Here is a 23247-nt window from a genome sequence, read left to right as displayed (position 1 = left end):
GTATTGATGAACAACCCCCACCTGTTTTCTTACCTATTTCAATACTTTTTTTGCAGTTAGGCCCTAATGTTTCTATTGAAACGCTTTGAGAAGGATTTTGGGCTTTCCCCTTTGATCAACTTGAATTGCCTATTAAAATTGGATATGTTGTTAAAGCCACATGCATACCCTATGGAGGTGATGCTTTCCTGGTTTTCAAGTAAAAGTTTGCAGGCGTAGCCTATCCTTATTTCATTCAGAAACCTTGTGAATGGTTTTCTGTGGACACGTTTAAAATATCGGCTAAAGGCTGATGGGTTCATGTTTGTCAATTTAGACATATCCCTTGAGCTGATGGGATCATAAAAGTTTTGGAACACAAACTCGTATATAAGATTTAACCTTTGGTCCTCAGTTTGGTGAAATTTATTGAGAAAGACCCTGCTGGATAGCAGTTCATAATTCTTGACCTTTGTTAGTTGGACAAGGATTTCAAGTGTCTTAATTATTTTATAATCAGGGTCCAAAGTGTCTAAGTTTTCAAATATTTTTGTGGTTTTTGAGGGAACATTTGAAAATATGATGCCTTGTGACGCGGTATTGAACAGATGGACCAACGGCCGCATTTCGGAGAGGGTTAAAAATTCTTTTCCCATAAAGGATTCTTTAAAGTGAACGGCAATTGCTTCGGCTCTCAGACAACTGTCGTTTTGGAAATAGATATCGTCATTGAGCCACATATGGGGCAGATTTTTGCCCAAAAGGATGATTTCGCCTGATTGGAATTTTCCAATGTGATCTCCGACGAACCGTGTGCCCGTACTTTCAATTATTTGAACCAATTCCAACTCTTCATGAAAATGCCATACTTTCAAAAAGCTTTTTCCCTTGTTACGGGATACCGTTATCGAAGTATTGTCGGGGCTAGATCTGTTTAACCGATGCAGTTTCATTTTTGGAAGTCATTACGATAATTAGCAATGTATAAAAAGTATTGGAAATGTACAGTGAAGTTTTTTGAAATACGGTTGTTTTGGGAAATTTGCATTTTGTTACTGCTACTTTGATCTATGCACGGGTCCATATTCTTCTCAGTGTTTGTTTTGGTGTAAGGGAGTAAACCAAGGACACGGGAACGCCCAAGGTCGATTTGTTGAAACTCAGCCATCTCGAACAATTGAAGGTCAAATGTGCTGAGGTGGATAGGATGGATAATGAGAGCCACTTATGATGGATAATTTGACGCATTTATGTGTTTATTATAAATTAATGATAATAAGTGATTTATATGTAGTTTCACCATGCCCTCTTTTTTCCGTTTTGGGTGATATGATATGGACGTATATTTACACCCAGTTTCTAAAATATTATTTGGTATCTTCAATTTCTATAAAGCCATAATTGACTGAAAAAAAGACCAAAAAGGTGACCAAGTCTCACTATTTAATTGTAAATCACTGATTAACAGTTGAATATTTAGTGTTGTCGCACTCTGCCACCCCGACTTTAATATCTAAAGACCAATAATCAACGATTATTGGTCTTTTTTGTTTTTAGGCTAAAGGTCAAATAGTGGCAAATACAATTAAATTATGATGTGACCTAAAAGGCGACCTGTCCTTGGTCTGTTGGATGCAAAGGTTTTTACGGTCAATGGATTTGCTCTTCAGGTTCGAATCTGGGGGGGCGGTATGGTTGGATAGTGGCTTGTGACGATGGCAGCGCTTATCGATAGTCGAGATCGATTATTTCTCGGATTTGTACCTGGGTGGAATCTTGTCTTAAATAGCTAATATCTTGAATGTTGTGATTCGAACATTGGTTTTATTGTGGAAAAACCCCAGTTTTTTTAAGGTTTTAGTGTAATCGGATTAAAAAAATAAAGCCTATTTTTCCTACAAAAAACAACTACCATTGACTTTTGAATATTGTATTTACTTCTAGTAATAGTTATTTTTTCCTGTTAAAAGTACCTGCGTGGATTTTTTCAAAATCCTTTCAAAACTTCCGTTGGGAACACATTTTTGGGATTGGCGGGCCAATGGCGCCCATGAATGGCCATTTGCTGGCCCTTACCTCTGACCCCTCAAGCAATTCGTATTGGTTCAATTGGCCATCAACCCTTTATGATCCTCAATTGGCATCCAAGATAGACATTGAGGTCACTTCGAATGAGACGGACAGCACATCATTTTCATATAGGACCTTCAACATATTTTTTATCCAAGTATATGGTGGCAAAACAGCTTTGGGGAAAGGCCTTCGTATAAAATAATTGATGTTTCAAAAATTTAAGACAAATGAAAAATTTTTCCATTTCGATGTTCCTTTTTTTTATGGTGCTCAGCACCAACGCCCAAACCAGTCTATATGTGCGGGGTACAGGTTATAATTATTCCGGGAACAGGCAGGTGAAATTGGGCTCTGTATATGTGGTCAACGGCAGTGGCCGGGGATTGTGTCTGACCATCATCGACGCTGCTACCCACCAGCATGTGTCTTCCACGGTATACGACACCTACGGGAACGCATCGGCTTCAGATATCTTGGCCAATGCGTTGAATGGCTTAAAAAGATCACAGATTGGAGTGCTTTCTTCCTATGATGCATGGGAGGCAAACGTTACCCCTTCGTTACAGACTGCTGCCAGAAGGCTTGGGCTTTATAAGTTGGGAGGGGGCTTGAGTTCGGGGTCTAGGAGGCCCTATGCCGCTATTTTTAGGGGGTCGGGGACTTCTACCTCCAATGTGGTCCCCAATCACATTGCCTACGAGGTCATGCAGTCCCGGGATGCCAATTCGGAGCGTGCCATCATTGGAACATGGTTGATAGAGGACGCCTTTGTGGGCAACAATCTGACCAATGCCCTGATAAGTGGCGATGGGGAGGCCACGGGAGCTTCCCTGATGGTCGACCATTTGGGCAATCTCGGTGTTGGAACGTCAACCCCTGATTCCAAACTCACGGTCAAGGGAAAGATACATGCCGAGGAGGTCAAGGTCGATCTTTCCGTTCCAGGTCCTGATTATGTGTTTGAGGAAGGCTATGGGCTCCTATCCCTGGAACAGGTTGACGATTATATCCAGATCCATGGGCATTTGCCCAATATCCCATCGGCTGAACTCATGGAAAAGGAGGGCATAGATCTGGGGTCAATGGATATGAAACTCCTCGAGAAGATTGAGGAACTCACAATTTATATGATTGAAATTAAAAAGGAGAACAATCTTCTCAAATCAATGCTAACTGAATTGATGTTCCAAAATAGGGATATCAAAGAAAGCACATCCCATAATTTAAAACACGAAAAATGAAATTCAAAACTGCACTTTTACTTTTTGGCATTAACTTCTCTCTAGCTGCGCAGACCAATTCATTTCCAACAACGGGAAATGTCGGCGTGGGGACCACGAACCCAAGCAGTCCACTTGAAGTTTGGAGCTCCAATAATAATCGATTGCTCTTCAATCAATCCGCTACGCCATCCGTAAGTTTTCTTCCCAATAATGGAAATACGATTTTTCATTTATCCCACACCATGGACAATCGACTCACGATCTCCCAGGGAAGTTCGGTCAGCAGTGCAACGAGGATTTTGACGATAAGGAATACAGGTCAGATAGGGATAGGAACCCTCACGCCTGAGGAGAAGTTACATGTCAGTGGGACCGCGACCATTGTTGGTGATATTGGCGTTCCCACTGGCTCTTATTGGCAAACGGGAAGGCATACATTGGAACTTCAAAATCTCGATGCGGGGGATGTTGTCCTTTCATTCCATAGGGCTGGTTATACCAATGCTTCCATTCGGCATACCTCTCTAGGGGGATTGATATTATCAGGTACCGGCACCCCGGACCTTTATGTTGGCCAATCTGGCAGGGTTGGCATTGGCACATCGTCCCCAGATACCGAGCTTTCGGTAAAAGGAACTGTCCATGCCGAGGAAGTAAAGGTAGATCTTTCAGTTCCCGGGCCTGATTATGTATTTAAGGAGGGGTATGACCTGCAATCCCTACAGGAAGTTCAAAACTATATCAAGGCCCATGGGCATTTGCCCAATATCCCATCCGCCATGGATATGGAAGCGAACGGCATTGAACTTGGGGAGATGAACATGAAGTTGTTGGAAAAGATTGAGGAATTGACCTTGTACATACTTCAGTTGGAGGAGAAGTACAAAAAATTAGAAGATTTTGAAGCACGCCTTAAAAAAATGGAAAACAAATTCTAAAACAATTCAATGAAACAAAAACTTCTCCTTTCGTTCGTGGTAATAGCATTTTTGGGACTTTGTTCCGGGAATGCGCAGAATTATAATCCCGTCTCCTATTATTTCAATGGAACCCCAACCAATGGTATCAAAATCAAGACGAATTTACCCTTTCAAAATGGTTTGGGCATGCCTACCGTTATGCTGGAAGGCTATGAATATGGTGGGGCCAACACCATTGATATCAAGATCAACTGGTACATCTATAATAATCTTTTTCATATGTCCAATGCCAGTTCAGCTGGATCTTACAGTCCTCCAATAAAGCTGGCCAATGAAAATGGTTTGGTGGTCATTTTCATTGATGACCGTAAATACTACACCAGGTTCAATGTTCGGGTCTATGCCAATGGAAAGGGCGAAACTTCAACCATGTTCGATGGTTGGACCGTGGTGGATGAGGCATTGAACGGAACAGGTGTAAAGGATGTGGGCTACAAGACCAGCCTACCCGGTATGATTGTGGGGAATGTAGGGATCGGTACCGCCAATCCCACAAGTCCGTTGGATGTCAGGGGGGTAATTGCATCCACACATACTTTGGGGAACAAGATGGCCCTATTCACTTCCGGTGACGGTAATGGGTATTTGAATTACACAGGAGGCTCCCCATCTTCTCGAATAGGGTTCCAGATCGATGGCAGCAGCAAATTGTCAATTTACAACAATGGCAGCGTCGCTATCGGCACCAGTAGCACGGGATCCCATAAGTTGGCCGTGGAAGGTTCCATCGGTGCACGTGAGATTAAGGTCGAGGTAGGCACTTGGAGTGACTATGTCTTTGCCAAAGATTATGATTTGCCCACCTTGGAGGAGGTGGAACTTCATATCCGGGAGAAAGGACATTTGATCAATATCCCCTCGGCCAAGGAAGTCGAAGCCAATGGGATTGCCCTAGGGGATATGAACCGATTGTTGTTGGAAAAAATTGAGGAGCTTACCCTCTATGTCATTGCCTTGAAAAAGGAGAACGGTCAAATAGCAGAACTGAAGCGCGAGTTGATGCAGCAGAAAAAGGAAATGAAAAATCTTCAGATAGTTTTAAATAATCAGGAACGATGAAAAATTGTATACCCATTTTATTGTTTACAGCCACTTCCACCCTATTGGGACAGACCAATAATTTCCCGAGCAATGGCAATGTGACCATCAACGATGGACATTTAATACAAACAGGGGCATCCAATTTTATGTCCACACAGGGTCCCATAAAAATTAAAAATTATTTGTTGTTGGACAGTGACGGTGATTTTACCGGTGGGAACTACTTTACAATTCAGGATGACCCTACGGGCAATTTTCTTAGACTCGGGTATGGTTTTGCCAACAATCTTACTATAAGTCCATCAGGTAATGTTGGAATAAATACCAACTCTCCCAGTTCCAAACTCGATGTAAATGGAATTTTGAAATCACAGGCTTTGAGCATTAGCGGCTATAATCCAATTTCCTCCGTCAATGGATTTAGAAATAAAATTGAGGTTTTTGGAAGCAACGGGGCCATTGTATTTAATCCAGGACTATCGGATGAATTGATGTTTGGTATGCACAGCAATGGAAATTTCTATTGGGGAACTGGAGGAGCAAATGCCTCCAACCCCAATTATTATTCAATGTACCTAAATGGCAACAATGGAAATCTAGGAATCAGAGGTAAGCTAACGTCAAATGAAGTAATGGTGAAAGTTGGGGGCTGGGCCGATTATGTTTTTGAGGAAGGATATGACCTCCCCACTTTGGAGGAAGTGGAAAAACATATCAAGGAAAAAGGCCATCTCATCAATATCCCCTCGGCCAAGGAAGTAGAGGAAAATGGGATACAATTGGGGGAGATGAACAAACGGCTCTTGGAGAAGATCGAGGAACTGACCCTTTATATTTTGGAACAGGAAGAAAGGCTTAAAGAAATGAACAAGTTGAAAATGACAGTTGCTCGACAAGAAAAGCGGCTCAAAAAATTGGAACAACTTTTAAATCACAAATAAAATGAATAGAACACTGTGGACTTTTTTGACCTTATTGGTTTTTCCCTTGGGAATTTATTCCCAGAACCCTGCCTACTTTATCGCAGAAAAGACAGATTCTACAGCGGCGTACCTTAATTTGAAAAACACAAATGGGTTTTGGCATCTGAGTGGTCCCCGGTCCTATGAGGCTAATAACAAATTCTCCATTTTTTGGAACAATGGGACCTATCATAGATACTTTTCCATATTGGATGACGGTAAGATTGGCATAGGTACGGATAGTCCTTTGACACAATTTCATGTTAATGGAAGAGGAATTACACTAAATAGGGACGATTCCCAATATGGACAGTTCATTGATTTCACGCGTAATGGCATTTTGGCATGGCAGATTCATGCAGGTATTAACATCGACGAGTCTTTCAATATCAGGAATGGTACATCATCTTCTAAATTAACCATACTTCAGTCTGGTAATGTAGGCATCGGCACCACTTCACCAGATGCAAAACTTACCGTAAATGGCACTATCCATTCTAAAGAAGTAAAGGTGGATCTTTCCGTTCCCGGCCCAGATTATGTGTTCAAGGAAGGATATGACCTCAAATCCCTGGAAGAAGTCCAAAACTATGTCAAAGAATTTGGTCACTTGCCAAACATCCCTTCCGCCGAGGATATGGAAAAGAACGGTGTGGAATTGGGCGTAATGAACATGAAGCTATTGGAGAAGATCGAGGAATTGACCCTTTACACCTTGCAGTTGAACCGGGAAAACAAGGAACTGGCAAACTCCCTTGAACTCGAAAGGGGCAAAGTGGAAAAACTGGGCAAAAGATTGGAAAAATTAGAACAAGATATAATTATAAACCGAAACAAATAATGAGAACAAAACTATGTGCTGTATGGATGGCACTTGTTGTGGGAACTGCCATTGCACAAACCGTAAACACGAACTATTTAAACCCCAATTTTATCGATGCCAACTTTAAATACCTGCGCTTCGGTGATGCCACGAACTTTTATGCAGGGTTCATGTGGAACGATAACAGTTCGTTGTACGGTGATGGCGATGACTTCACAATCCTAACGTATGGTGGACGTGATATCACCTTTAGGCCGGGTTCGGGAAATGTCATTTTTTTTCCAAGTTCTGGAGGAAACGTTGGGATTGGGAATACCAATCCCTTGTCAAAACTCCACATATTCAATGGAGCTTCCGGTCAAAATCCCCACGGCTACGCTGACCTGGCCATAGAAGATGATGACGATGCCATGATTACATTGATGACTTATAATACAAAAAACGGATACTACGGTTTTGCGGACACCGACGATGGTTTTGTAGGAGGAATCCAATACAATCATCCCACTGATATGATGTACTTCAGGGTCAATAACCATGTTTCCGATATGGTCATCAATAAGGATGGCCATGTGGGTATAGGTACCACAACCCCCGGAATTTACAAACTGGCGGTGCTGGGCAAGATCAGAGCGGAAGAAATCAAAGTGGAAACCGGCTGGGCCGATTATGTTTTTGAGGAAGGATATGACCTCCCCACTTTGGAGGAAGTGGAAAAACATATCAAGGAAAAAGGCCATCTCATCAATATCCCCTCGGCCAAGGAAGTAGAGGAAAATGGGATAAAATTGGGGGAGATGAACAAACTGCTTTTGGAGAAGATAGAAGAGTTGACATTGTATGTCATCCAGTTGAAAAATCAAGTTGAAGAACAAGAAAAACGAATTAAGAAACAAGAAAGCGAACTAACCATAATTAAAAATTAAAGATGAAAAAGAAGCATATTCTGGCAGCCATTGGTCTTTTGACCTGTCTTAATATTTGGGCGCAGTTTACAATAACCTATCAGGCTCCTAAAACTCCGGAGGTAACCCAATTTGAAAGATATGGGAATGTCGCAATATCCATTTATAACGGCCGGATCAATTTCAATATCCCACTTCATACCATTAATTATGGGGATATCCAAATACCATTGAGCATATCCTATAACTCCAATGGGATTAGGGTGAACGAAGAAGCTTCTGAAGTGGGTCTGGGTTGGTATTTTGGGTCTGGGTTGATTACCCAAACCATTCAGGGAAAGGATGATCTACGACTAAACCATGATTTTAAATTTCCAGATTATTATGATACCCCATATGCGCAATATGTGTTTAATCCCCAGCCAGACTGGTATAACTCATGGGTCTATTACGATCAGTACAAGGCAGAAGACCCCTATGATACAGATAGGATTTTACTTAGCCCTACGATACCTACTAATGATACGTATTCAATGGTTCAAGCTGGCTCTGAAGGTGGTTTCGGAGGTAATATCGATGTCATGTTTCCCTACAATGGTAATCTGGAGCATTTCTATAAAGAGGATTTGACCATTACTAATCCAACCGTAGGTGATGATACGGAGAGGGACATTTTTAAGGCCAATTTTTTTGGACATAGCATTTCATTTTACAAGGCTGGTGAGGTATATAGAATAATAGATGATGATCGATACAAGATCAATCATTCGGTTGTGGAAACCACCGACGAGTTGAGTCATAAATGGGAAATCATAGCTCCTGATGGAATCACCTACGTTTTTGAGGAAGAATTGATATCAAGTTCACAAATACCTTTAAATGTTGGGACATCATCGGTTATTGATAGGGATAATGAATATGAGACTGGTACAGTAACCGCTACAATATTGCCAAAGTATAACAACAACCCCTATTGGCGTTATAGTAGGTCGTGGAAAATCACCAAGATTATAGACACAAAAGGGCATGAAGTTATTTTTCATTATGGAACGCTCTCCAATATTGAATCTAGATCATCTACCAGTGGTAAGGCGGAATTTATAGACTTAAACATTAATATATCCTCGCGACAGGGAGGATTCACAAGTACTGCCGATGGACCAATTAGTGACTCTTCTGGGGGATATAGTCAAGAGGGACCCATGGCTATATTTTCTAGACATAGCTCTCAGCTAACTACTGAAAGATCTAAACTAACTGAAATTGAATTTTCCAATTCAAAACTTGTTTTTGAACATACAACTAGGGATGATATTCCAGGAGGAACTAAAATATCCGGAATAAATCTTTATGAAGGCACGAGTTTGGTCCGGGAAATAGATTTTCAATATTCCTATTTTAATCCAAATCACACCGAAGCAATACAAAAAAGGTTGAAACTGGATGGAATACAAATAGCGGACAAAAGCTATCAATTCTTATATCATGGAAATACACTCCCGGATAAAAATTCCAATGATTTTGACTATTGGGGTTTTTACAATGGAATGTCCAATACGAGTGACTTAAATGATCCTTTTAGGCTTTTTGAAAATTCTAGCGCGATACCTTCTTGGGTAAATGGCCTAGTTGGTCAAATTAGTGGAAAGGCTAACAGATCGGCCCATCCAGACCATTCCAAAGCAGGAATCTTGGAAAAGATCATTTACCCCACAGGAGGTAGTACAGAAATTGTTTATGAGTTAAATGAGTTTGACAATTTCTTTTTTCCCAATCACGACAATAAATTAAATTTTAATGGAACTATCTATTTGACAGATTACGCACAGAGTACTAGCAAAGGCTATGGACTGCGGGTGAAAGAACTTATTGATAAAGTGGACAACGAAATTGCAAAACGAACAAGATATACATACACAGGAGGGAAACATATTGCTCCTTATATTCCCTATTATCAGGAACCTTTTAGAGATATAAAGTTTAGTGTTGGGGTTGATGGGGGCGGAAAATATGCCTATAAAACAGTGTCATCTGGATCCTGCGTTACGGCAAATTTTTCGAACATATATCAATCCAATCTTTTGGGAAATGGCGAAGGAGTAGGATATGACCAGGTCACCATTGAAACCATTGACCCAATCAATAGCTCAAACAATGGAAAAACAATCAACTTTTTCACTAATGTTCCAGATGCAAATGCAAGGACTAAATTTGGGCTTGGGGGTACAGTGCCATCTAGTTATAATGATCTGTTTGGTCAGGCCATACGCAATACCGATGAGGACAATGGATTGTTGACTACGAAAGTTGTATTGGATAGTAGTAATGATACGATACAAAAAACGGAATTTGAGTATAACTCCATTGTTCCTGAAATCAACTATACCTTAGGATCGCAAAGCTCATATAACTTTAATGTAAAAGTGGTCAGTATTGGTAAATGGGCCAATGCGGAATTAGGTAGTGGAACAAGTCCTATCTATCGTGAATTTGATCGCTATTTGTTTTTCTATTATCCCTTAAAGCAGACAAAGACGTTGACAAAAAGTAGAAAAGTGACCAACTATTTTGCTGAAGGTACGGTAGAGATTTCGGAGAACTATTTTTATGACGATGCCTATCGAAAAGTAAGGGAATATTCCTATAATTCTAAAGAGGGATATACCGAACGGGTGGAGGTCCAGACGAGTTATTTTAATTCCACTACTTTTTCCGCACCTTATGGAAATATGTTCCTACCAAGTATTGTTACAGATTATAGAGGTACAGATGAGATTGGTTATAAACAATATTTATATAGCTACCCAAATCCAGGGGGTAATTACATACAGCTTAATGAGGTAATATCCTGTAAGGATAATCCCAATACCACCAATTTGACTATTGCTGATTGTTCCCATCTGGAGTACACTGAATATGATGACAAGGGAAATCTAATAGAGTTCAGGGCCAATGATGGTGCTTATACCACAATTATTTGGGGATATGACCAACGATTTCCTATCGCCAAGATAGAAAATGCCAGTTATTCATCTGTACAGACCGCCTTGGGATCCAATAGTTCGAGTATTGCTACTCTACAGGCACTGTCAGATGCGGATGATTCCATTCCCGATGAAGATGCATTAAGATCCGCTCTGAATAATTTGAGGGATTACTTGCCATCAGCCATGATAACTACCTATACCCACGACCCTTTAATTGGGGTTACAAGTGTTACGGATCCCCGGGGTGATACCACATATTATGAATACGATGCCTTTAATAGGCTTGAATATGTAAGGGATGCCGATAACAATTTATTGACAGAAAATAAATACCACTATAAAAACTGATAAAAGAAGAAACATGAAAAAGTATCTATACACTTTAATGATAGTAGTGGTGGTTTATTTTGACGGCAATGCCCAAGCCACGAATGTTGTAATTGAAAACCAGACCATAACGGGCACCTTTTCGGTGGAGGCGACCAATTCCATAACCATAAAGCCTACAACACTCATACAGGCAGGAAGTAGTTTCAGCGCTCAGATCATTAATGGTTTGGAAGCAAGACCTGAGTTTCCTGCATACGCTCCGATTACCCTGAGCAATGAAAATTATGTGTTTACCCGTTCTTTTCAAGACGCCATGTCCAGTTTTTCAAGTGGTACTGCCGATGAGGATGATGTAATTGAGAATATTGTTTATTACGATGGGTTAGGGAGACCTATGCAACAGATTGCGGTCAAGTCCAGTGTCAATTACGAGGATATGGTCACCCATGTGGGGTATGATGGATATGGTAGGCAAGATAAGGAATGGTTGCCCTACGAGGAAACCACGGGAAGCTTGGGGGCCTATCGAGGAGATGTTTCGGCCAATGCACAGAGTTTCTATAAGAACAAATATCCAACAGACTTTCCAAATCTTACAGGAACTAATGTAAACGCCTATTCCCAAAAAGAATTTGAACCATCTCCCCTGAACCGTATATTATTACAAGGGGCACCGGGAGAGTCGTGGAAAGTTGGTGAAGATCATGAAATTGGATTTGGTTATGCAACCAATAGTGCCGATGAGGTTATGAACTTTAAGGTGGATGTGACATTGTCCAGCAATACCTATACCCCCACACTGATTGAAAACGGGTTCTATGGCCAAGGGATACTGTACAAAAATATCACCAAGGATGAAAACCATGATGGTAGTGCTTCCAAACTGCACACCACTGAAGAGTTTGTGGACAAGCAGGGACGAGTAGTCTTAAAACGGACCTATGCCCCTTTCGACCTGACCGGCGACGGGGATACCTTGGATGCAGGGGAAGCAGAGGTGAAACATGATACCTATTATATTTATGATGATTTTGGGAACTTGACCTACGTAATCCCACCAAAAGCCTCAACAACCACTACGACCACCACCCCATATCTGTATTCGCAATCCATTTATTTTTCTGATTTTGTATTCAGCGAACAAGGAAATCCAGTTCAAGGTGGGGGGAGCTTAACAATTAAGATAGAGAACTCCACTTTAAAGGTTATTTTTAGTGCTAGTTTTCAAGAGGGGATTATAGACGTTTCAAAAACGTATCCGATCAACGCCATTAGTCCTGTGCCCAACATGACGGTGGGATATTTGGATGTGGCTGGATCTACCAATAGATACACCATCTATGTGGAAAATGATGAACTCAAATTTTTGGACAATATCCCCACTGCTCCGGCATTTACGAGTTTTAGCCAAACATTGACCGCCGCATTGAACAGCAGTATTTTTGGAGATACCGTAGTAGAGGAGATGGATCTTTCCGCTACCAATAAGGAAAATCTATGGTATCAGTATGTGTATGATCATCGCAACCGATTGGTGGAAAAGAAGATTCCTGGCAAGGGCTGGGAGTATATTGTATACAATAAATTGGATCAGCCAATCATGGTACAGGATGCCATACAGGATGTGGCCAATGAATGGTTGTTTACCCAATATGATGCCTTTGGGCGGGTGGCCTATACCGGTATTGATACGGGGAATACAAGTACGAGAAGTACTTTGCAAACATCCGCGAATAGTACGGCGAACCAATATGTATCCAGAACTACATCAGCTAACAGCTATGCCGGAACCACAGTTTATTACACAAAGAATGCATACCCTACAAGTTTTGATCAAGTATATACGATCAATTATTATGATAGCTATGTGGACACGGATGGGTTAGCGGTGCCAACTATGGTGTTGGGACAACCAACCTCAAGTGCTACCCAGGGTTTGCCAACGGTAAACAAAGTAAGGGTATTGGGCACCAACGATTGGATAACCACCGTTACAGGATACGATGCCAAGGGAAGGACCATTTATTTGGCTACCAAGAACAATTACCTGAACACTACGGATGTGGTGGAAACCGAACTTGATTTTGGAGGAAAAATACTCCAGGTTAAAACCACACATCAAAGAACGGGAGATTCTGATATTGTGACCGTGGATTTTTTCACCTATGATCATGAAGGAAGGTTGGTATCGCAACAGCAGTCTATTGATGAGGGTAGTTATACTACCTTAATGGAGAATACCTACGATAATATTGGGCAACTGGCTTCCAAGGACGTTGGCGAGGGACTCCAAAATGTGGATTACACCTATAACGTAAGAGGATGGTTAAAACAGATCAACAATCCATCTAGTCTGGGCAGTGATCTTTTTGCCTTTGGCATCAATTACAATACGCAAGACCACGGTGGGGCAACCTTGTTCAATGGTAATATAGCTGAGACTGAATGGAAGACGGCCAATGACAACACTCTGCGTTGGTACAAATATGGGTACGACCCCTTGAACCGGATCACCTCCGCAACGGCCAGTAGTGCCAACTACCACCTGAACAGTGTGTCCTACGATAAGAACGGGAACATTATGACCCTGAGCAGAAAGGGGCATACCAACAGTGGGGCCACAACCTTTGGCACCATGGATAACCTGATATACACCTACGACAGTGGCAATAAATTGTTAAAGGTACTGGATAACGGCAATGACACTTATGGTTTTAAGGATGGCGTGGACCAAACCACGGAATATACCTATGATGCCAACGGCAACATGACCTCCGATGCCAACAAGGGGATCACGGGCATTACCTATAACCATCTCAACATGCCTACGGCTATTACCACGGCCCAAGGGACTATTTCGTATATTTATGATGCCGCGGGCACCAAGTTGCAAAAGACCGTGGGAGGTTCTGTGACACAATATGCGGGCAACTATATTTACCAAGATGGTAATTTGGAGTTCTTCACCCACCCAGAGGGATATGCTTACCCCAATGGCAATGGAGGTTATGACTATGTGTACCAGTACAAGGACCATTTGGGTAACATTCGGTTGAGCTATGTGGATAACAGTGGTACCTTGGAAATCGTAGAGGAAAACAACTACTACCCTTTCGGCCTTAAGCACAAAGGGTACAACGAGGTGGTGTCTTCCTTCGGCAACAGTGTGGCGCAGAAGTGGAAGTTTGGTGGTAAGGAGTACCAAGAAGAGTTTGATTTGAATTGGTATGATGTAACTGCTAGGAACTATGATCCTGCTTTGGGTAGATGGATGAATATTGATCCGTTGGCGGAGCAGATGAGAAGGCATAGTCCGTATAATTATGCGTTTGATAATCCGGTGTTCTTTATTGATCCGGATGGGATGGCGCCGTTTGAGAATGATGGTATATATGTGGATACAGATGGAAACAAAGTTGGCGAAGATTCGAAAGGAGCATCCGATGGCAAGGTATATGTTGTTGACGGATCTTCTAAAAGACAAGTTCAAAAAGCTACTGATCAAGGAAAAACTATAGAGAGAAATGAAATTGAGGAATCCTTTGAGCTACCATCAAATAGTGTTAAAAAAGAACATGCAACAATGGTAGCAAAAGCGAAAAGTGATGATACTAAAGAATTTTCTTCAACAAATATTGAGCAAAAGGATGGAACAACGTACAATCATAATGTAGAGGGGCCAGAATATGTCCCTGGAGAAAATGCACATGTTGATCCATTATCCAATTTGCCGAGTGATAAAAAAGGTATTGTTAAAGTTGTGGCACATACACACAATGTAGACCCAAGCAAAAATGATACGGAGGAAACTACTTATTCGGCTGGGAATAAACCTAGCCCAAATGATTATAATATAGCGGCATCATCACCTTATGCTATTAATGTTGTCATAAATACTCGAAAAGATCAAGTTTATGTGATAAAAGCAAATAGTAAAAGGATTAAGAGAGGGAAAACCAAAATCGTCAACAAGAGGTTCGTAAAATTGAAAAGCAGTACATATTTTAAAAAAACATATAACTAAAATGAAACCGGATAAATTGATACCATTATTAATATGTCATATATGTTTATTAATCACCTCTGGTGCTAATGGGCAAGAGCAATTAAATCTTGATTACCATTCTTATATTAAGAATCAAATCGAAGAATTTCAAGATACTAAAAGTTACTACATCGGTAATATATTAAATCATGAAATACAACAGGAGGACGTCACCAAGCTAATCATCACTAATAAAAAAGAAATTGATTTTTTATTGGAAAATGCAGCTAGTTTTACCAACCTTGTAAATCTCCATATTTATAGAGTCAAATTATTGGACTTTGATTTTTTAAATGTTCTTGGAAAGTTGAAAATTTTATCACTTGCTCAAAATCGTAAAATTAATTTTAACTCATTAACAAATTGTCTTAACAAGCATCCTAGTATAAAACATTTAAGTATAGCCAATCGGAATATATGCGAGTTTCCAACACAAATTAATCAACTGAATCATTTAAAATCTTTAAGGATTACTGACACAAAAATTGAAAATATTGAAATCTTATTACATCTACATTATCTAGATTTATCCACTAATAAAAAGATGAATATTTCACTGTTAAAGGCTCCAAATGTTGAAATAATCAATTTAAAGGCTAATGAGATAAATAAATTCCCTACTAATCTGGGAACTTCAGAAGTTTTAAGGGCATTAATATTAGGAGGTCCTTCCCTGTATGATATTGATTGCCCAATAAAAGGTTTTCCAAATTTGGAAATATTGGATGTCTTCGGTACTAGGGTAAGAGACTTGAAGACTTCTTGTTTCGTTGATTCAAATAAATTAGAAATTATACAACAATTTGATAGTAATCGGTAGCCCCCCTACCGCTAGTCTGCTACTAGTGGCGGTAGGAGTGAGTGACAACAACAATGAATATAAAAACAAAAGCCATGGCCGTTAGTTCGGTTGTGGCTTTTGTATGACCAAAACAGGCATTTGTCAATTGGCGATTCAGGAAAAGGGGGCAATGGTTATCTTTTTTGGATGAGCCGTAACTATAAGTTCCATAATCCAAATGGCATCTATTTTGTTTCTTTTGCCACGGTACATTGGGTGGATGTCTTTGTAAGGGAGGAATATTTTAAAGTGCTAGCGAAAAGTGTGGAACATTGCAGAAAGGAAAAGGGCATGGAACTCTTTGCCTATTGCTTTATGCCAAGCCATGTACATTTTATATTTCGTTCCAAATTGGGTGATCCGTCGGGACTGTTACGCGATTTTAAAAAGTATACTTCAAAAGTGTTGGTCAATGCAATACATCAAAATCCACAGGAAAGCAGAAAAGAGTGGTTGCTTCCCATGTTTCAACAAGCCGGGACCGATAAGGAAAACATTGTCTATTATCAATTTTGGCAACACCACAATAAACCAATAGAGCTCTGGAGTACTTCCGTAATCAAACAAAAACAAGATTATATTCATAAGAATCCTGTATTAAGTGGTTTTGTGACTAGTCCAGAAGATTGGAAGTACAGCAGTGCTAGGAATTTAAATGGAGACCATACTGTTTTGGAATTGGATGAACTAGGTTTTTTCGAATAGTCTATTTTAGTACTACAAGATGCAATCTTGCGGTAGCGGGGGAACAAGGTTTTTTCGAATAGTCTATTTTAGTACCACAAGATGCAATCTTGCGGTAGCGGGGGAATAAGATAGGTAATCGAAGAAATCCTAATTCCAGAAGGAACATACTCAAGTCTAGTATTAATAGGTACAAACAATAATGGGTGTTTATATCAAGGGACTAGTTCTAACTATAGTATATATTTTAAGCTATAATTTAATAGATTCTCTAATTGTTTTCTGCACCTATAACTTATTAGGTGCAGAATATTTAATGATAGCTGCTCCAATTTCTAACATAATCATTCTTACCATTCTAATTTTTGTTTGTAAGAGGTTTTTTAAAACAGGAAATGAATTTATAGGATTGGCAAGCATTTCAATGAATGAATTACTTGTTTTGACAATAATAGCAGTATGCACAATAATAGTTCAAGATCCTATTTTTAATTTATTCGAGATTTTGGGTGAAAATAGTTTGCCTGAAATTGGAGAGCTTGAATCTTCTCTTGAAATACGTTATCAGCTAGGGAATTTTATATCTACAGTTTTATTAATTCCGGTAGTGGAAGAACTTTTTTTTAGAGGAATAGTTTTATCAAGTCTTCTAAACAAAAAGAAGTCTTTCTATTCAGGAGTATTATTTAGTTCAATGTTATTTTCGTTGATACATTTTAATCCTTGGGACATACAAAGCTCCATACCTATTGTTTTAAGTAGCCTTCTTTTAGGTATTATATTGGGTGGGATTTTTGTTTTTAAAAGAAATATATTTCAAGTAATTTTTTTACATGTAATTTTCAATTTGTTTGCATTTATTCTTAAAATAAATTATCCAAACTACATCGCTATTTTAAAATCACTAGATTTTGGACTTATATATTGGTTACTCTTCTTAGTGTTCCTATTGATTCTATTAATAACATTATACCTATTTATATTGCCTATTTCCAAAAAGAAAAAGAAATAAGGTAATGTGGTAAAGTAGTAAAATAGTTGTTTTACCAATACAATGATTCAACAGCAACTCTTTTTGGGTTGCTGGTTTGTTTTTACAGGCTTTATTCCTTTAAGTATTGTTATCCCCCCCCCGCTACCGCTAGTCTGTGACTAGTGGCGGTAGGAGTGAGCAAAATATGCTGACCAGCTCTCTTTTCAGGAGCTGGTTTTGTTTTTAAAAGTATTGTTGCATTTTTGGGTGCCACAAGATGCAATCTTGCGGTAGCGGGGCATATTTGACGTTCCATTTTTAGCATCAGGTCAGGAAACTCAAAGCGGTAGTTCTGATTCTGGTTCTTCCAGCAGCAATGGCAGTTCAACAACAAGAGACCCTATTTCTCCTGTTCCTGTTACACCACAACCTATTACGCCATTACCAGACACCCCACCATCAGGAGGTACGGTAATCATACCCCCAGTAACACCTGCACCTCTACCAGTAATAATTCCCCCACGTCCACCGGACAGTGGATTTTAATTATATTTATGATCATGAAAAACATAGTGTTGATTTCCTTGGCAATCTGTTGTACTGTCTCTTGTAAACAGAAAGCTTCCAAAAATAAAGAGCAAACCATGGACTCAATTGATTCTGTAAAGACTGTGCTGGTCAATGAGTCAGAAAAGCAAGTGGAAACGGTACCTCAAGTAATGGCTAAAGATTGTAATCAGACTTTTGATACTTTTTTTGAAAAGTTTGCAAAAGATAAAATCTTTCAAAAGAATAGGATAAAATATCCATTGAAATCGATTTATTACACAGATGTCATAGATGATGAACCTGAAGTGGAATATATTGATTACGAATCATTTGATTATATTGATTTTACCAAGGATAAGGAAGCTATTAATAACGAATTTGACAAATATGAAGTACAAACTGAAGTAAATGAAAATAATAGCCTTTATAAATGGTTGGGAATTGATAACGGCATACATGTTACCTATAAGTTCAATTTGATAGATGATTGTTGGTATATGGTAGAGATATTGGATGAGTCCACTTAACAGATTTAGTTTGAACCGAATAAAAAGAAAACCACCCATTAAGGCGGTTTTTTTATGCCTTGGAGTAGGCCTTTTTGGTCTTGTGGTAGCTGATGGTAATGTAGTAAAATAATTTTCTTATTAATCCTATAATTCAACAGCAAATCTTTTTGGGTTGCTGTTTTGTTTTTACAAGCTTTATTCCTTTGTGCGTTGTTATTTGGAAGCGTTTGTTTCGTTTGGGTATTCCCGTGCTACTGCTGATTTAGTGATGTTTTCTGATAGGAGTAATGAAAATAACCAATTTGGACTTAAAAATTTGGAATGTAGCAGTATAACAGATTGTTATATAAGGGCTTTAGCATTTTAATGTTAGGTGAAGTCCAGTTGATTATGTTCAAGCATTGTGTTTCAGGAATCATGATTCATTCCAACTTTTGGATCAAAACGGTCGCCTCCAAGTAGTTTTGTGATGTGCGGTAATTCCTTTGTTTGACAAATTCAATATGGGTCACCTCTCCAAAACTGCCCTGCTGCTCAATGGCCTGTACGGCCTTTAGGATATCCAGAAAGGTTCCCCGAAGCACCAAATTGAACGTTTTGTAAACGGTTCCGTTGTCGTTGTACACATGTGGTGGATTGAAATCAATTACTTTAAGTTGGTGCTTTTCGGCTTCTTGGTTTACTCTGCGCAGCAAATTGTTCTCCATGGACGTATTGCCCAAGTTGAGACTTTGGAGGGTGGAATCCAGATAGTGTTCCTTTTTACGCAAGAGAAACAGTTGTTGTGATAGGTTGTTGAACTGTTGTTCTTCCCGTTGCAGGGCCACATACTCCCTTTTGGTCTCCAGGGTCTTGGATATGGCCAGGACATAGCTCAGATAGAGCACGAGCAAAAAGCCGATCACAAGGATGCTGTTTTTATTTTTAAGGTACTGCAAGATAGAGTTGTAGCTTAAATTCGGAACTGTTGTTATTGCTGTAATCGTAATCCTTGGTCTCCACGGTTTCTACCCAATCCATGGCCTCCATCTGGGTAATCCAGTCCGAGAAATCCGCACTGTTCTTACTGGAGCCCATCACCAGAATCGTATTGCGTTCCAGCGCAATGGGTTTGTTGTCCTGCACGGGTCGCACCAAGGGCTGGTACTGTATTTCCGAGAGTAGGATGCTCTGCGGGATAGTAGCTGCCAGTCGATCCAAATAATAGGTGCTTCTGGAATTGGATTGTGAAATCAGTGCATCCACCTTTTTCTCCTTTTCGTGGACCCGATCCCGTATCAAGGTCAGGTTTTTTTTGTTCTCGCTATCCAGGGCCAAATTGGTCCGTATCCGTTCCACACCTTCAAAATATCGGTTGAACACCAAAAAATTGACCAACAGAATGCCCAATAGGATCACAATAAAAGACCGAAGCAGTAAAGTAAAGGTCCGGTTTGTGGTAAAATTGTTTCGCAATCCTTCAACGGTATGCCCAAAATTGGAGTCCACCCTATTGCCATCGGACAGAAAATCCACTATGCCCCCAAAACCGAGCACATCAGTATGGTCCACGGCCAAACCGTTGAGGTCATAAGTGGTCGGCTGTGGTTTTTCTTGTCTTGCAATGGTAATACTGTTGTTGTTGGCATCCTCCAAGGCAATGGTTTCGGAATTGGTGGTAATGGATGCCCCCTGCAAAAAATCGATAATCGAATGGAGTGGGCCAGGACCGAGGGAGGCGCCTACCAATTGGATTTTATGGCTTTTTAGCATTTCCATTAGGTCTTCCAGCTCCTTTTTTTTGCAAATACTGACCAATAAGCAATTCCTTACCGGTGCGATTTGGTACAGAAAATCTTCAAAATTAAGTCCGGGGAACAAGTTTTCCACCAAAGCCCTCTGTTTTAATGCGGATGACTTTTCTATGGTCTTGGTAATCACACTGGCCGTGTTGTATACCAAGTAAACAGGTAACTGAGGCTTCAGCTCCTTGGCCATGGCTTCCAAATTCCCAAAATTGGTGCTTCGTACTATGTTCAGTTCCCCTTTCTTTCGGGCGACTTCCGTAATATGATATTGGGTCGCCCCATCGGACTGAAAGACTTCTAATCCATAAAAGGTTGTTCCCTTGGCCAGATATGTTTTTAGTCGCTCAAACACTAATAAATCACCGTTGGTTTGATAAGGATGGTCAACTTCTGTTTGGAGTCCTCCCTTTTGCGCTGGCTGAATAGCCATTTGATCACGGGTATACGGGCCAAAAAGGGAACTCCGCTCCCGGAATCGTTCTTTACTTTTTCCTCCAATCCCCCTAAAATGGCCAGGTCCTGATTCTGCATCCGAATGATCGAACTGAATTCACGGGAGGTCAGGCCCGGAGGGGCATCCGCCTCGATACGATCACTGCTGAAATCGGATTGGATCACATTGATGTCCAAGGTCACCTGCCCGTTACCGGAAACAAGGGGTTTGATGCTCACGGCCAATTCGGCATCTATGGGCAGATAGTTCCGTATCTCAGAGGTGCTTGGGATCTGTGATCCGTAAAAACTCTGGCTGGTGACCACATAGTAGGTGGTTTCCCCAATGGACAGGTTCGCCCGATGTCCGTTGAGGGTCGACAGTTTGGGTGTGGAACGGATCTTGATGTTGCCGTTGGCCTCCATCGCCTTGATCGTGGCGAAAAATTCGGGGACCACTTTACCAATGTTGAAGGAACCGAACCCATCAAACCCCCCAATGATTTTATTTACGGTCTTTGCTCCCAATGTTATGTCCGTTTGGGGGAAGATCGCTCCCGATGTTTCCACAGGTTCCTCGCCCAGTCCCCAACTGATACCCGTTTCCACGGTGGCCGATTTCCGTACCTCTATGATCATGACCTCGATCAGGACCACGGGCACCGGTTTGTCGATTTCCTGGATGAATTTTTTGAACCGGTTGATATTGGCCGCAGGCCCACTGACCAAAAAACTGTTGAGCTCAAAATCGATCTTGATGTCAAGATCGGCAACGACCTCATCGGGCAATATGCTCACAATGGCCTCTGCTGTGGAGGTGAAATCATTGAATTGGCCCATACCGGTGTTGATATTACGGGCATTGCCCACGTTCTGTGCAAAGTTTCCCTGAGTATTGGGAAAGCCATTCGATCCGTTCTGTAACCCACCATTGCCAAAATAGTTGACCCCGCCGGGATTGGTGCGTCCTGCCGATCTTCGGTAGCCACTGGACTGTGTGGGGTCTCCCAATAACTGGACCGAGCGGTGCATCATTTGCACCACTTCCAGATTGCGTACACTCAGTTGGTCCATAGTACCAAAGAAATACAGGTCCCCCTCTTTTTTGAAGGTAAAGTCCATGGAGATCCGATTGGGTGCCGAATTTTGGATGGTCCCATTTCTATCCCGAGAAGGATTGGGCTGCACATTTGGGTCGATGTTGTTGGTGTTGGCCGGTTGGGTGCGGTTTTCGAACATTTTTATCAAAAGGTCATCAAAGAAAATGTCCTTTGCCTTGATCGTAACATTGCCTGCCTGTTCCAAGGGTGTGGCCACATAGATGTTCAGATTCAGGTCGAGACCGATCTCATGGATGATGTTGGCTATGGGCACATTAACAAAATCCACGTTCAACTGCTTGTTCAAGGTATCCAATACCTTGTACTCAAAACCATTGCCCCCCATACTCATGGCCCTTGTTGGGTTCGATCCATCCTTGTTTTGGATTTGGCTGAAAAGGTAGAACCCATCCCTTGATTTGGAGTAGGCCAACCCATTGGTCTCTGCCAGTTTTTCCAGGGCAACCTCCACAGGAACATTTTTCAGGTATAGGGTCAACGGAATTTGTTCCATTCCTTCATTATAGAGCAGGTTTTGGCCAGTTACATCAATGATCTTGCGGAATACTTTGCCCAATGGATCGTTCTTGAGGTCCAGACTGATTACATCGTTCAGGGCATCAAATGCCAATTGGATCTCCTTTTCCGGTATGATCTCTGGTGGCGGCTGAAATTTGTGTATGGACAGGATGTTTCCTGTAAAGCTGATATCCAGATCGTACTGTTTGCACAAAAAGACCAAAAGGTCCGACACGGTGACATTGGAAAAATTATTGACAATGTTAATGCCCTGTAGACTGGGATCGATGTTGATGTTCACCTGATGGACTTGGGATACGGCCAATAAAAAGTTCGACAAGGGTACGCTATTGACATTGATGTCCAGTTTGAGGTTTTCCGAAAGCCCGGGATTATCCACTGCAATGGCCTCGAGATGGTTCTGTATGTTCTGGATACGGCCTTCCTCTTGCCCGAAAACAACGAAAAAGGAAATCAACAGAAAGGGCAACAATAGGTTTTTCAT

The 23247-nt window shown here is 40.9% G+C and carries 18 protein-coding genes; 13 read left to right on the top strand and 5 right to left on the bottom strand.

The genetic code is table 11. The features are described from left to right. Positions 1-56: 56 nt before the first annotated feature. Complete coding sequence (locus ACQQ5U_RS14955) at positions 57-932, bottom strand: AraC family transcriptional regulator (RefSeq protein WP_437398726.1); 876 nt, start codon at positions 930-932, stop codon at positions 57-59. 1097 nt (positions 933-2029) lie between these two features. On the opposite strand from ACQQ5U_RS14955, the gene ACQQ5U_RS14950 reads away from it, so the two are divergent. The 12 genes from ACQQ5U_RS14950 (at position 2030) to ACQQ5U_RS14895 (ending at position 17885) form a co-directional block, all read left to right on the top strand. Next, positions 2030-2254, top strand: a complete 225-nt coding sequence (locus ACQQ5U_RS14950) for a hypothetical protein (RefSeq protein ID WP_437398724.1) — start codon at positions 2030-2032, stop codon at positions 2252-2254. Positions 2255-2279: 25 nt separating this feature from the next. Further along, a complete protein-coding gene (locus ACQQ5U_RS14945) occupies positions 2280-3293 on the top strand; it encodes an interleukin-like EMT inducer domain-containing protein (protein WP_437398723.1) in 1014 nt (337 codons plus the stop codon). After that, entirely contained in the window at positions 3290-4213 is a 924-nt protein-coding gene (locus ACQQ5U_RS14940; RefSeq protein WP_437398721.1) for a hypothetical protein, read from the top strand. Before ACQQ5U_RS14945 ends, ACQQ5U_RS14940 begins: the two co-directional genes overlap by 4 nt. 9 nt (positions 4214-4222) lie before the next feature. Further along, positions 4223-5314: a hypothetical protein gene (locus ACQQ5U_RS14935; protein ID WP_437398719.1), complete on the top strand. Its 1092-nt coding sequence runs from the start codon at positions 4223-4225 to the stop codon at positions 5312-5314. Beyond that, entirely contained in the window at positions 5311-6237 is a 927-nt protein-coding gene (locus ACQQ5U_RS14930; protein WP_437398718.1) for a hypothetical protein, read from the top strand. The genes ACQQ5U_RS14935 and ACQQ5U_RS14930 overlap by 4 nt, the downstream gene beginning before the upstream one ends. 1 nt (position 6238) lies before the next feature. Beyond that, positions 6239-7099, top strand: coding sequence for a hypothetical protein (locus ACQQ5U_RS14925; protein ID WP_437398716.1), 861 nt, complete (start codon positions 6239-6241; stop codon positions 7097-7099). Then, a complete protein-coding gene (locus tag ACQQ5U_RS14920; protein ID WP_437398714.1) occupies positions 7099-8007 on the top strand; it encodes a hypothetical protein in 909 nt (302 codons plus the stop codon). The genes ACQQ5U_RS14925 and ACQQ5U_RS14920 overlap by 1 nt, the downstream gene beginning before the upstream one ends. 2 nt (positions 8008-8009) lie before the next feature. Next, positions 8010-11321 (top strand): RHS repeat domain-containing protein, encoded by a 3312-nt coding sequence (locus tag ACQQ5U_RS14915; protein WP_437398713.1) that lies wholly within the window; start codon positions 8010-8012, stop codon positions 11319-11321. Positions 11322-11334: 13 nt separating this feature from the next. Further along, positions 11335-15327 carry a DUF6443 domain-containing protein gene (locus tag ACQQ5U_RS14910; RefSeq protein ID WP_437398711.1) on the top strand — a complete coding sequence of 1331 codons (3993 nt, stop codon included), beginning with the start codon at positions 11335-11337 and terminating at the stop codon, positions 15325-15327. A 1-nt stretch (position 15328) separates the two neighbouring features. Next, positions 15329-16168: a hypothetical protein gene (locus ACQQ5U_RS14905; protein WP_437398710.1), complete on the top strand. Its 840-nt coding sequence runs from the start codon at positions 15329-15331 to the stop codon at positions 16166-16168. A gap of 168 nt (positions 16169-16336) precedes the next feature. Continuing rightward, complete coding sequence (locus ACQQ5U_RS14900; protein WP_437398801.1) at positions 16337-16894, top strand: REP-associated tyrosine transposase; 558 nt, start codon at positions 16337-16339, stop codon at positions 16892-16894. A gap of 181 nt (positions 16895-17075) precedes the next feature. Next, the gene (locus ACQQ5U_RS14895; RefSeq protein WP_437398708.1) at positions 17076-17885 is read left to right on the top strand and encodes a CPBP family intramembrane glutamic endopeptidase; all 810 of its coding nucleotides are present in this window, start codon (positions 17076-17078) and stop codon (positions 17883-17885) included. 299 nt (positions 17886-18184) lie between these two features. Here ACQQ5U_RS14895 and ACQQ5U_RS14890 read toward each other — a convergent pair whose 3' ends face one another. Beyond that, a complete protein-coding gene (locus ACQQ5U_RS14890) occupies positions 18185-18325 on the bottom strand; it encodes a hypothetical protein (RefSeq protein WP_437398706.1) in 141 nt (46 codons plus the stop codon). Between the two features lie 81 nt (positions 18326-18406). Here ACQQ5U_RS14890 and ACQQ5U_RS14885 point away from each other — a divergent pair, with 81 nt between their 5' ends. Beyond that, positions 18407-18922 carry a DUF4348 domain-containing protein gene (locus ACQQ5U_RS14885; RefSeq protein WP_437398704.1) on the top strand — a complete coding sequence of 172 codons (516 nt, stop codon included), beginning with the start codon at positions 18407-18409 and terminating at the stop codon, positions 18920-18922. Between the two features lie 404 nt (positions 18923-19326). Here ACQQ5U_RS14885 and ACQQ5U_RS14880 read toward each other — a convergent pair whose 3' ends face one another. From ACQQ5U_RS14880 to ACQQ5U_RS14870, 3 genes are read right to left on the bottom strand one after another with little or no spacing between them, the layout of a single operon-like run. Further along, on the bottom strand, positions 19327-19842 hold the full coding sequence (locus tag ACQQ5U_RS14880) for a hypothetical protein (RefSeq protein WP_437398702.1): 516 nt from the start codon (positions 19840-19842) through the stop codon (positions 19327-19329). Continuing rightward, positions 19829-21121, bottom strand: coding sequence for a hypothetical protein (locus ACQQ5U_RS14875; RefSeq protein WP_437398701.1), 1293 nt, complete (start codon positions 21119-21121; stop codon positions 19829-19831). The genes ACQQ5U_RS14880 and ACQQ5U_RS14875 overlap by 14 nt, the downstream gene beginning before the upstream one ends. Beyond that, positions 21043-23247, bottom strand: coding sequence for a type II secretion system protein GspD (locus ACQQ5U_RS14870; RefSeq protein ID WP_437398699.1), 2205 nt, complete (start codon positions 23245-23247; stop codon positions 21043-21045). The genes ACQQ5U_RS14875 and ACQQ5U_RS14870 overlap by 79 nt, the downstream gene beginning before the upstream one ends.

Origin of the sequence: Flagellimonas lutimaris, from assembly GCF_051494225.1 — a bacterium.
GTDB lineage: Bacteria > Bacteroidota > Bacteroidia > Flavobacteriales > Flavobacteriaceae > Flagellimonas > Flagellimonas lutimaris_A.
The sequence above is the reverse complement of the archived record's forward strand: the minus strand, read 5'-3'. Positions and strand labels throughout refer to the sequence as shown.

What these genes read in the sequence shown, in the direction of transcription:
- ACQQ5U_RS14955 (WP_437398726.1), bottom strand. Translation starts at nt 932, where the DNA reads ATGAAACTGCATCGGTTAAACAGATCTAGCCCCGACAATACTTCGATA.
- ACQQ5U_RS14950 (WP_437398724.1), top strand. Translation starts at nt 2,030, where the DNA reads ATGAATGGCCATTTGCTGGCCCTTACCTCTGACCCCTCAAGCAATTCG.
- ACQQ5U_RS14945 (WP_437398723.1), top strand. Translation starts at nt 2,280, where the DNA reads ATGAAAAATTTTTCCATTTCGATGTTCCTTTTTTTTATGGTGCTCAGC.
- ACQQ5U_RS14940 (WP_437398721.1), top strand. Translation starts at nt 3,290, where the DNA reads ATGAAATTCAAAACTGCACTTTTACTTTTTGGCATTAACTTCTCTCTA.
- ACQQ5U_RS14935 (WP_437398719.1), top strand. Translation starts at nt 4,223, where the DNA reads ATGAAACAAAAACTTCTCCTTTCGTTCGTGGTAATAGCATTTTTGGGA.
- ACQQ5U_RS14930 (WP_437398718.1), top strand. Translation starts at nt 5,311, where the DNA reads ATGAAAAATTGTATACCCATTTTATTGTTTACAGCCACTTCCACCCTA.
- ACQQ5U_RS14925 (WP_437398716.1), top strand. Translation starts at nt 6,239, where the DNA reads ATGAATAGAACACTGTGGACTTTTTTGACCTTATTGGTTTTTCCCTTG.
- ACQQ5U_RS14920 (WP_437398714.1), top strand. Translation starts at nt 7,099, where the DNA reads ATGAGAACAAAACTATGTGCTGTATGGATGGCACTTGTTGTGGGAACT.
- ACQQ5U_RS14915 (WP_437398713.1), top strand. Translation starts at nt 8,010, where the DNA reads ATGAAAAAGAAGCATATTCTGGCAGCCATTGGTCTTTTGACCTGTCTT.
- ACQQ5U_RS14910 (WP_437398711.1), top strand. Translation starts at nt 11,335, where the DNA reads ATGAAAAAGTATCTATACACTTTAATGATAGTAGTGGTGGTTTATTTT.
- ACQQ5U_RS14905 (WP_437398710.1), top strand. Translation starts at nt 15,329, where the DNA reads ATGAAACCGGATAAATTGATACCATTATTAATATGTCATATATGTTTA.
- ACQQ5U_RS14900 (WP_437398801.1), top strand. Translation starts at nt 16,337, where the DNA reads ATGAGCCGTAACTATAAGTTCCATAATCCAAATGGCATCTATTTTGTT.
- ACQQ5U_RS14895 (WP_437398708.1), top strand. Translation starts at nt 17,076, where the DNA reads ATGGGTGTTTATATCAAGGGACTAGTTCTAACTATAGTATATATTTTA.
- ACQQ5U_RS14890 (WP_437398706.1), bottom strand. Translation starts at nt 18,325, where the DNA reads ATGATTACCGTACCTCCTGATGGTGGGGTGTCTGGTAATGGCGTAATA.
- ACQQ5U_RS14885 (WP_437398704.1), top strand. Translation starts at nt 18,407, where the DNA reads ATGAAAAACATAGTGTTGATTTCCTTGGCAATCTGTTGTACTGTCTCT.
- ACQQ5U_RS14875 (WP_437398701.1), bottom strand. Translation starts at nt 21,121, where the DNA reads ATGGCTATTCAGCCAGCGCAAAAGGGAGGACTCCAAACAGAAGTTGAC.
- ACQQ5U_RS14870 (WP_437398699.1), bottom strand. Translation starts at nt 23,247, where the DNA reads ATGAAAAACCTATTGTTGCCCTTTCTGTTGATTTCCTTTTTCGTTGTT.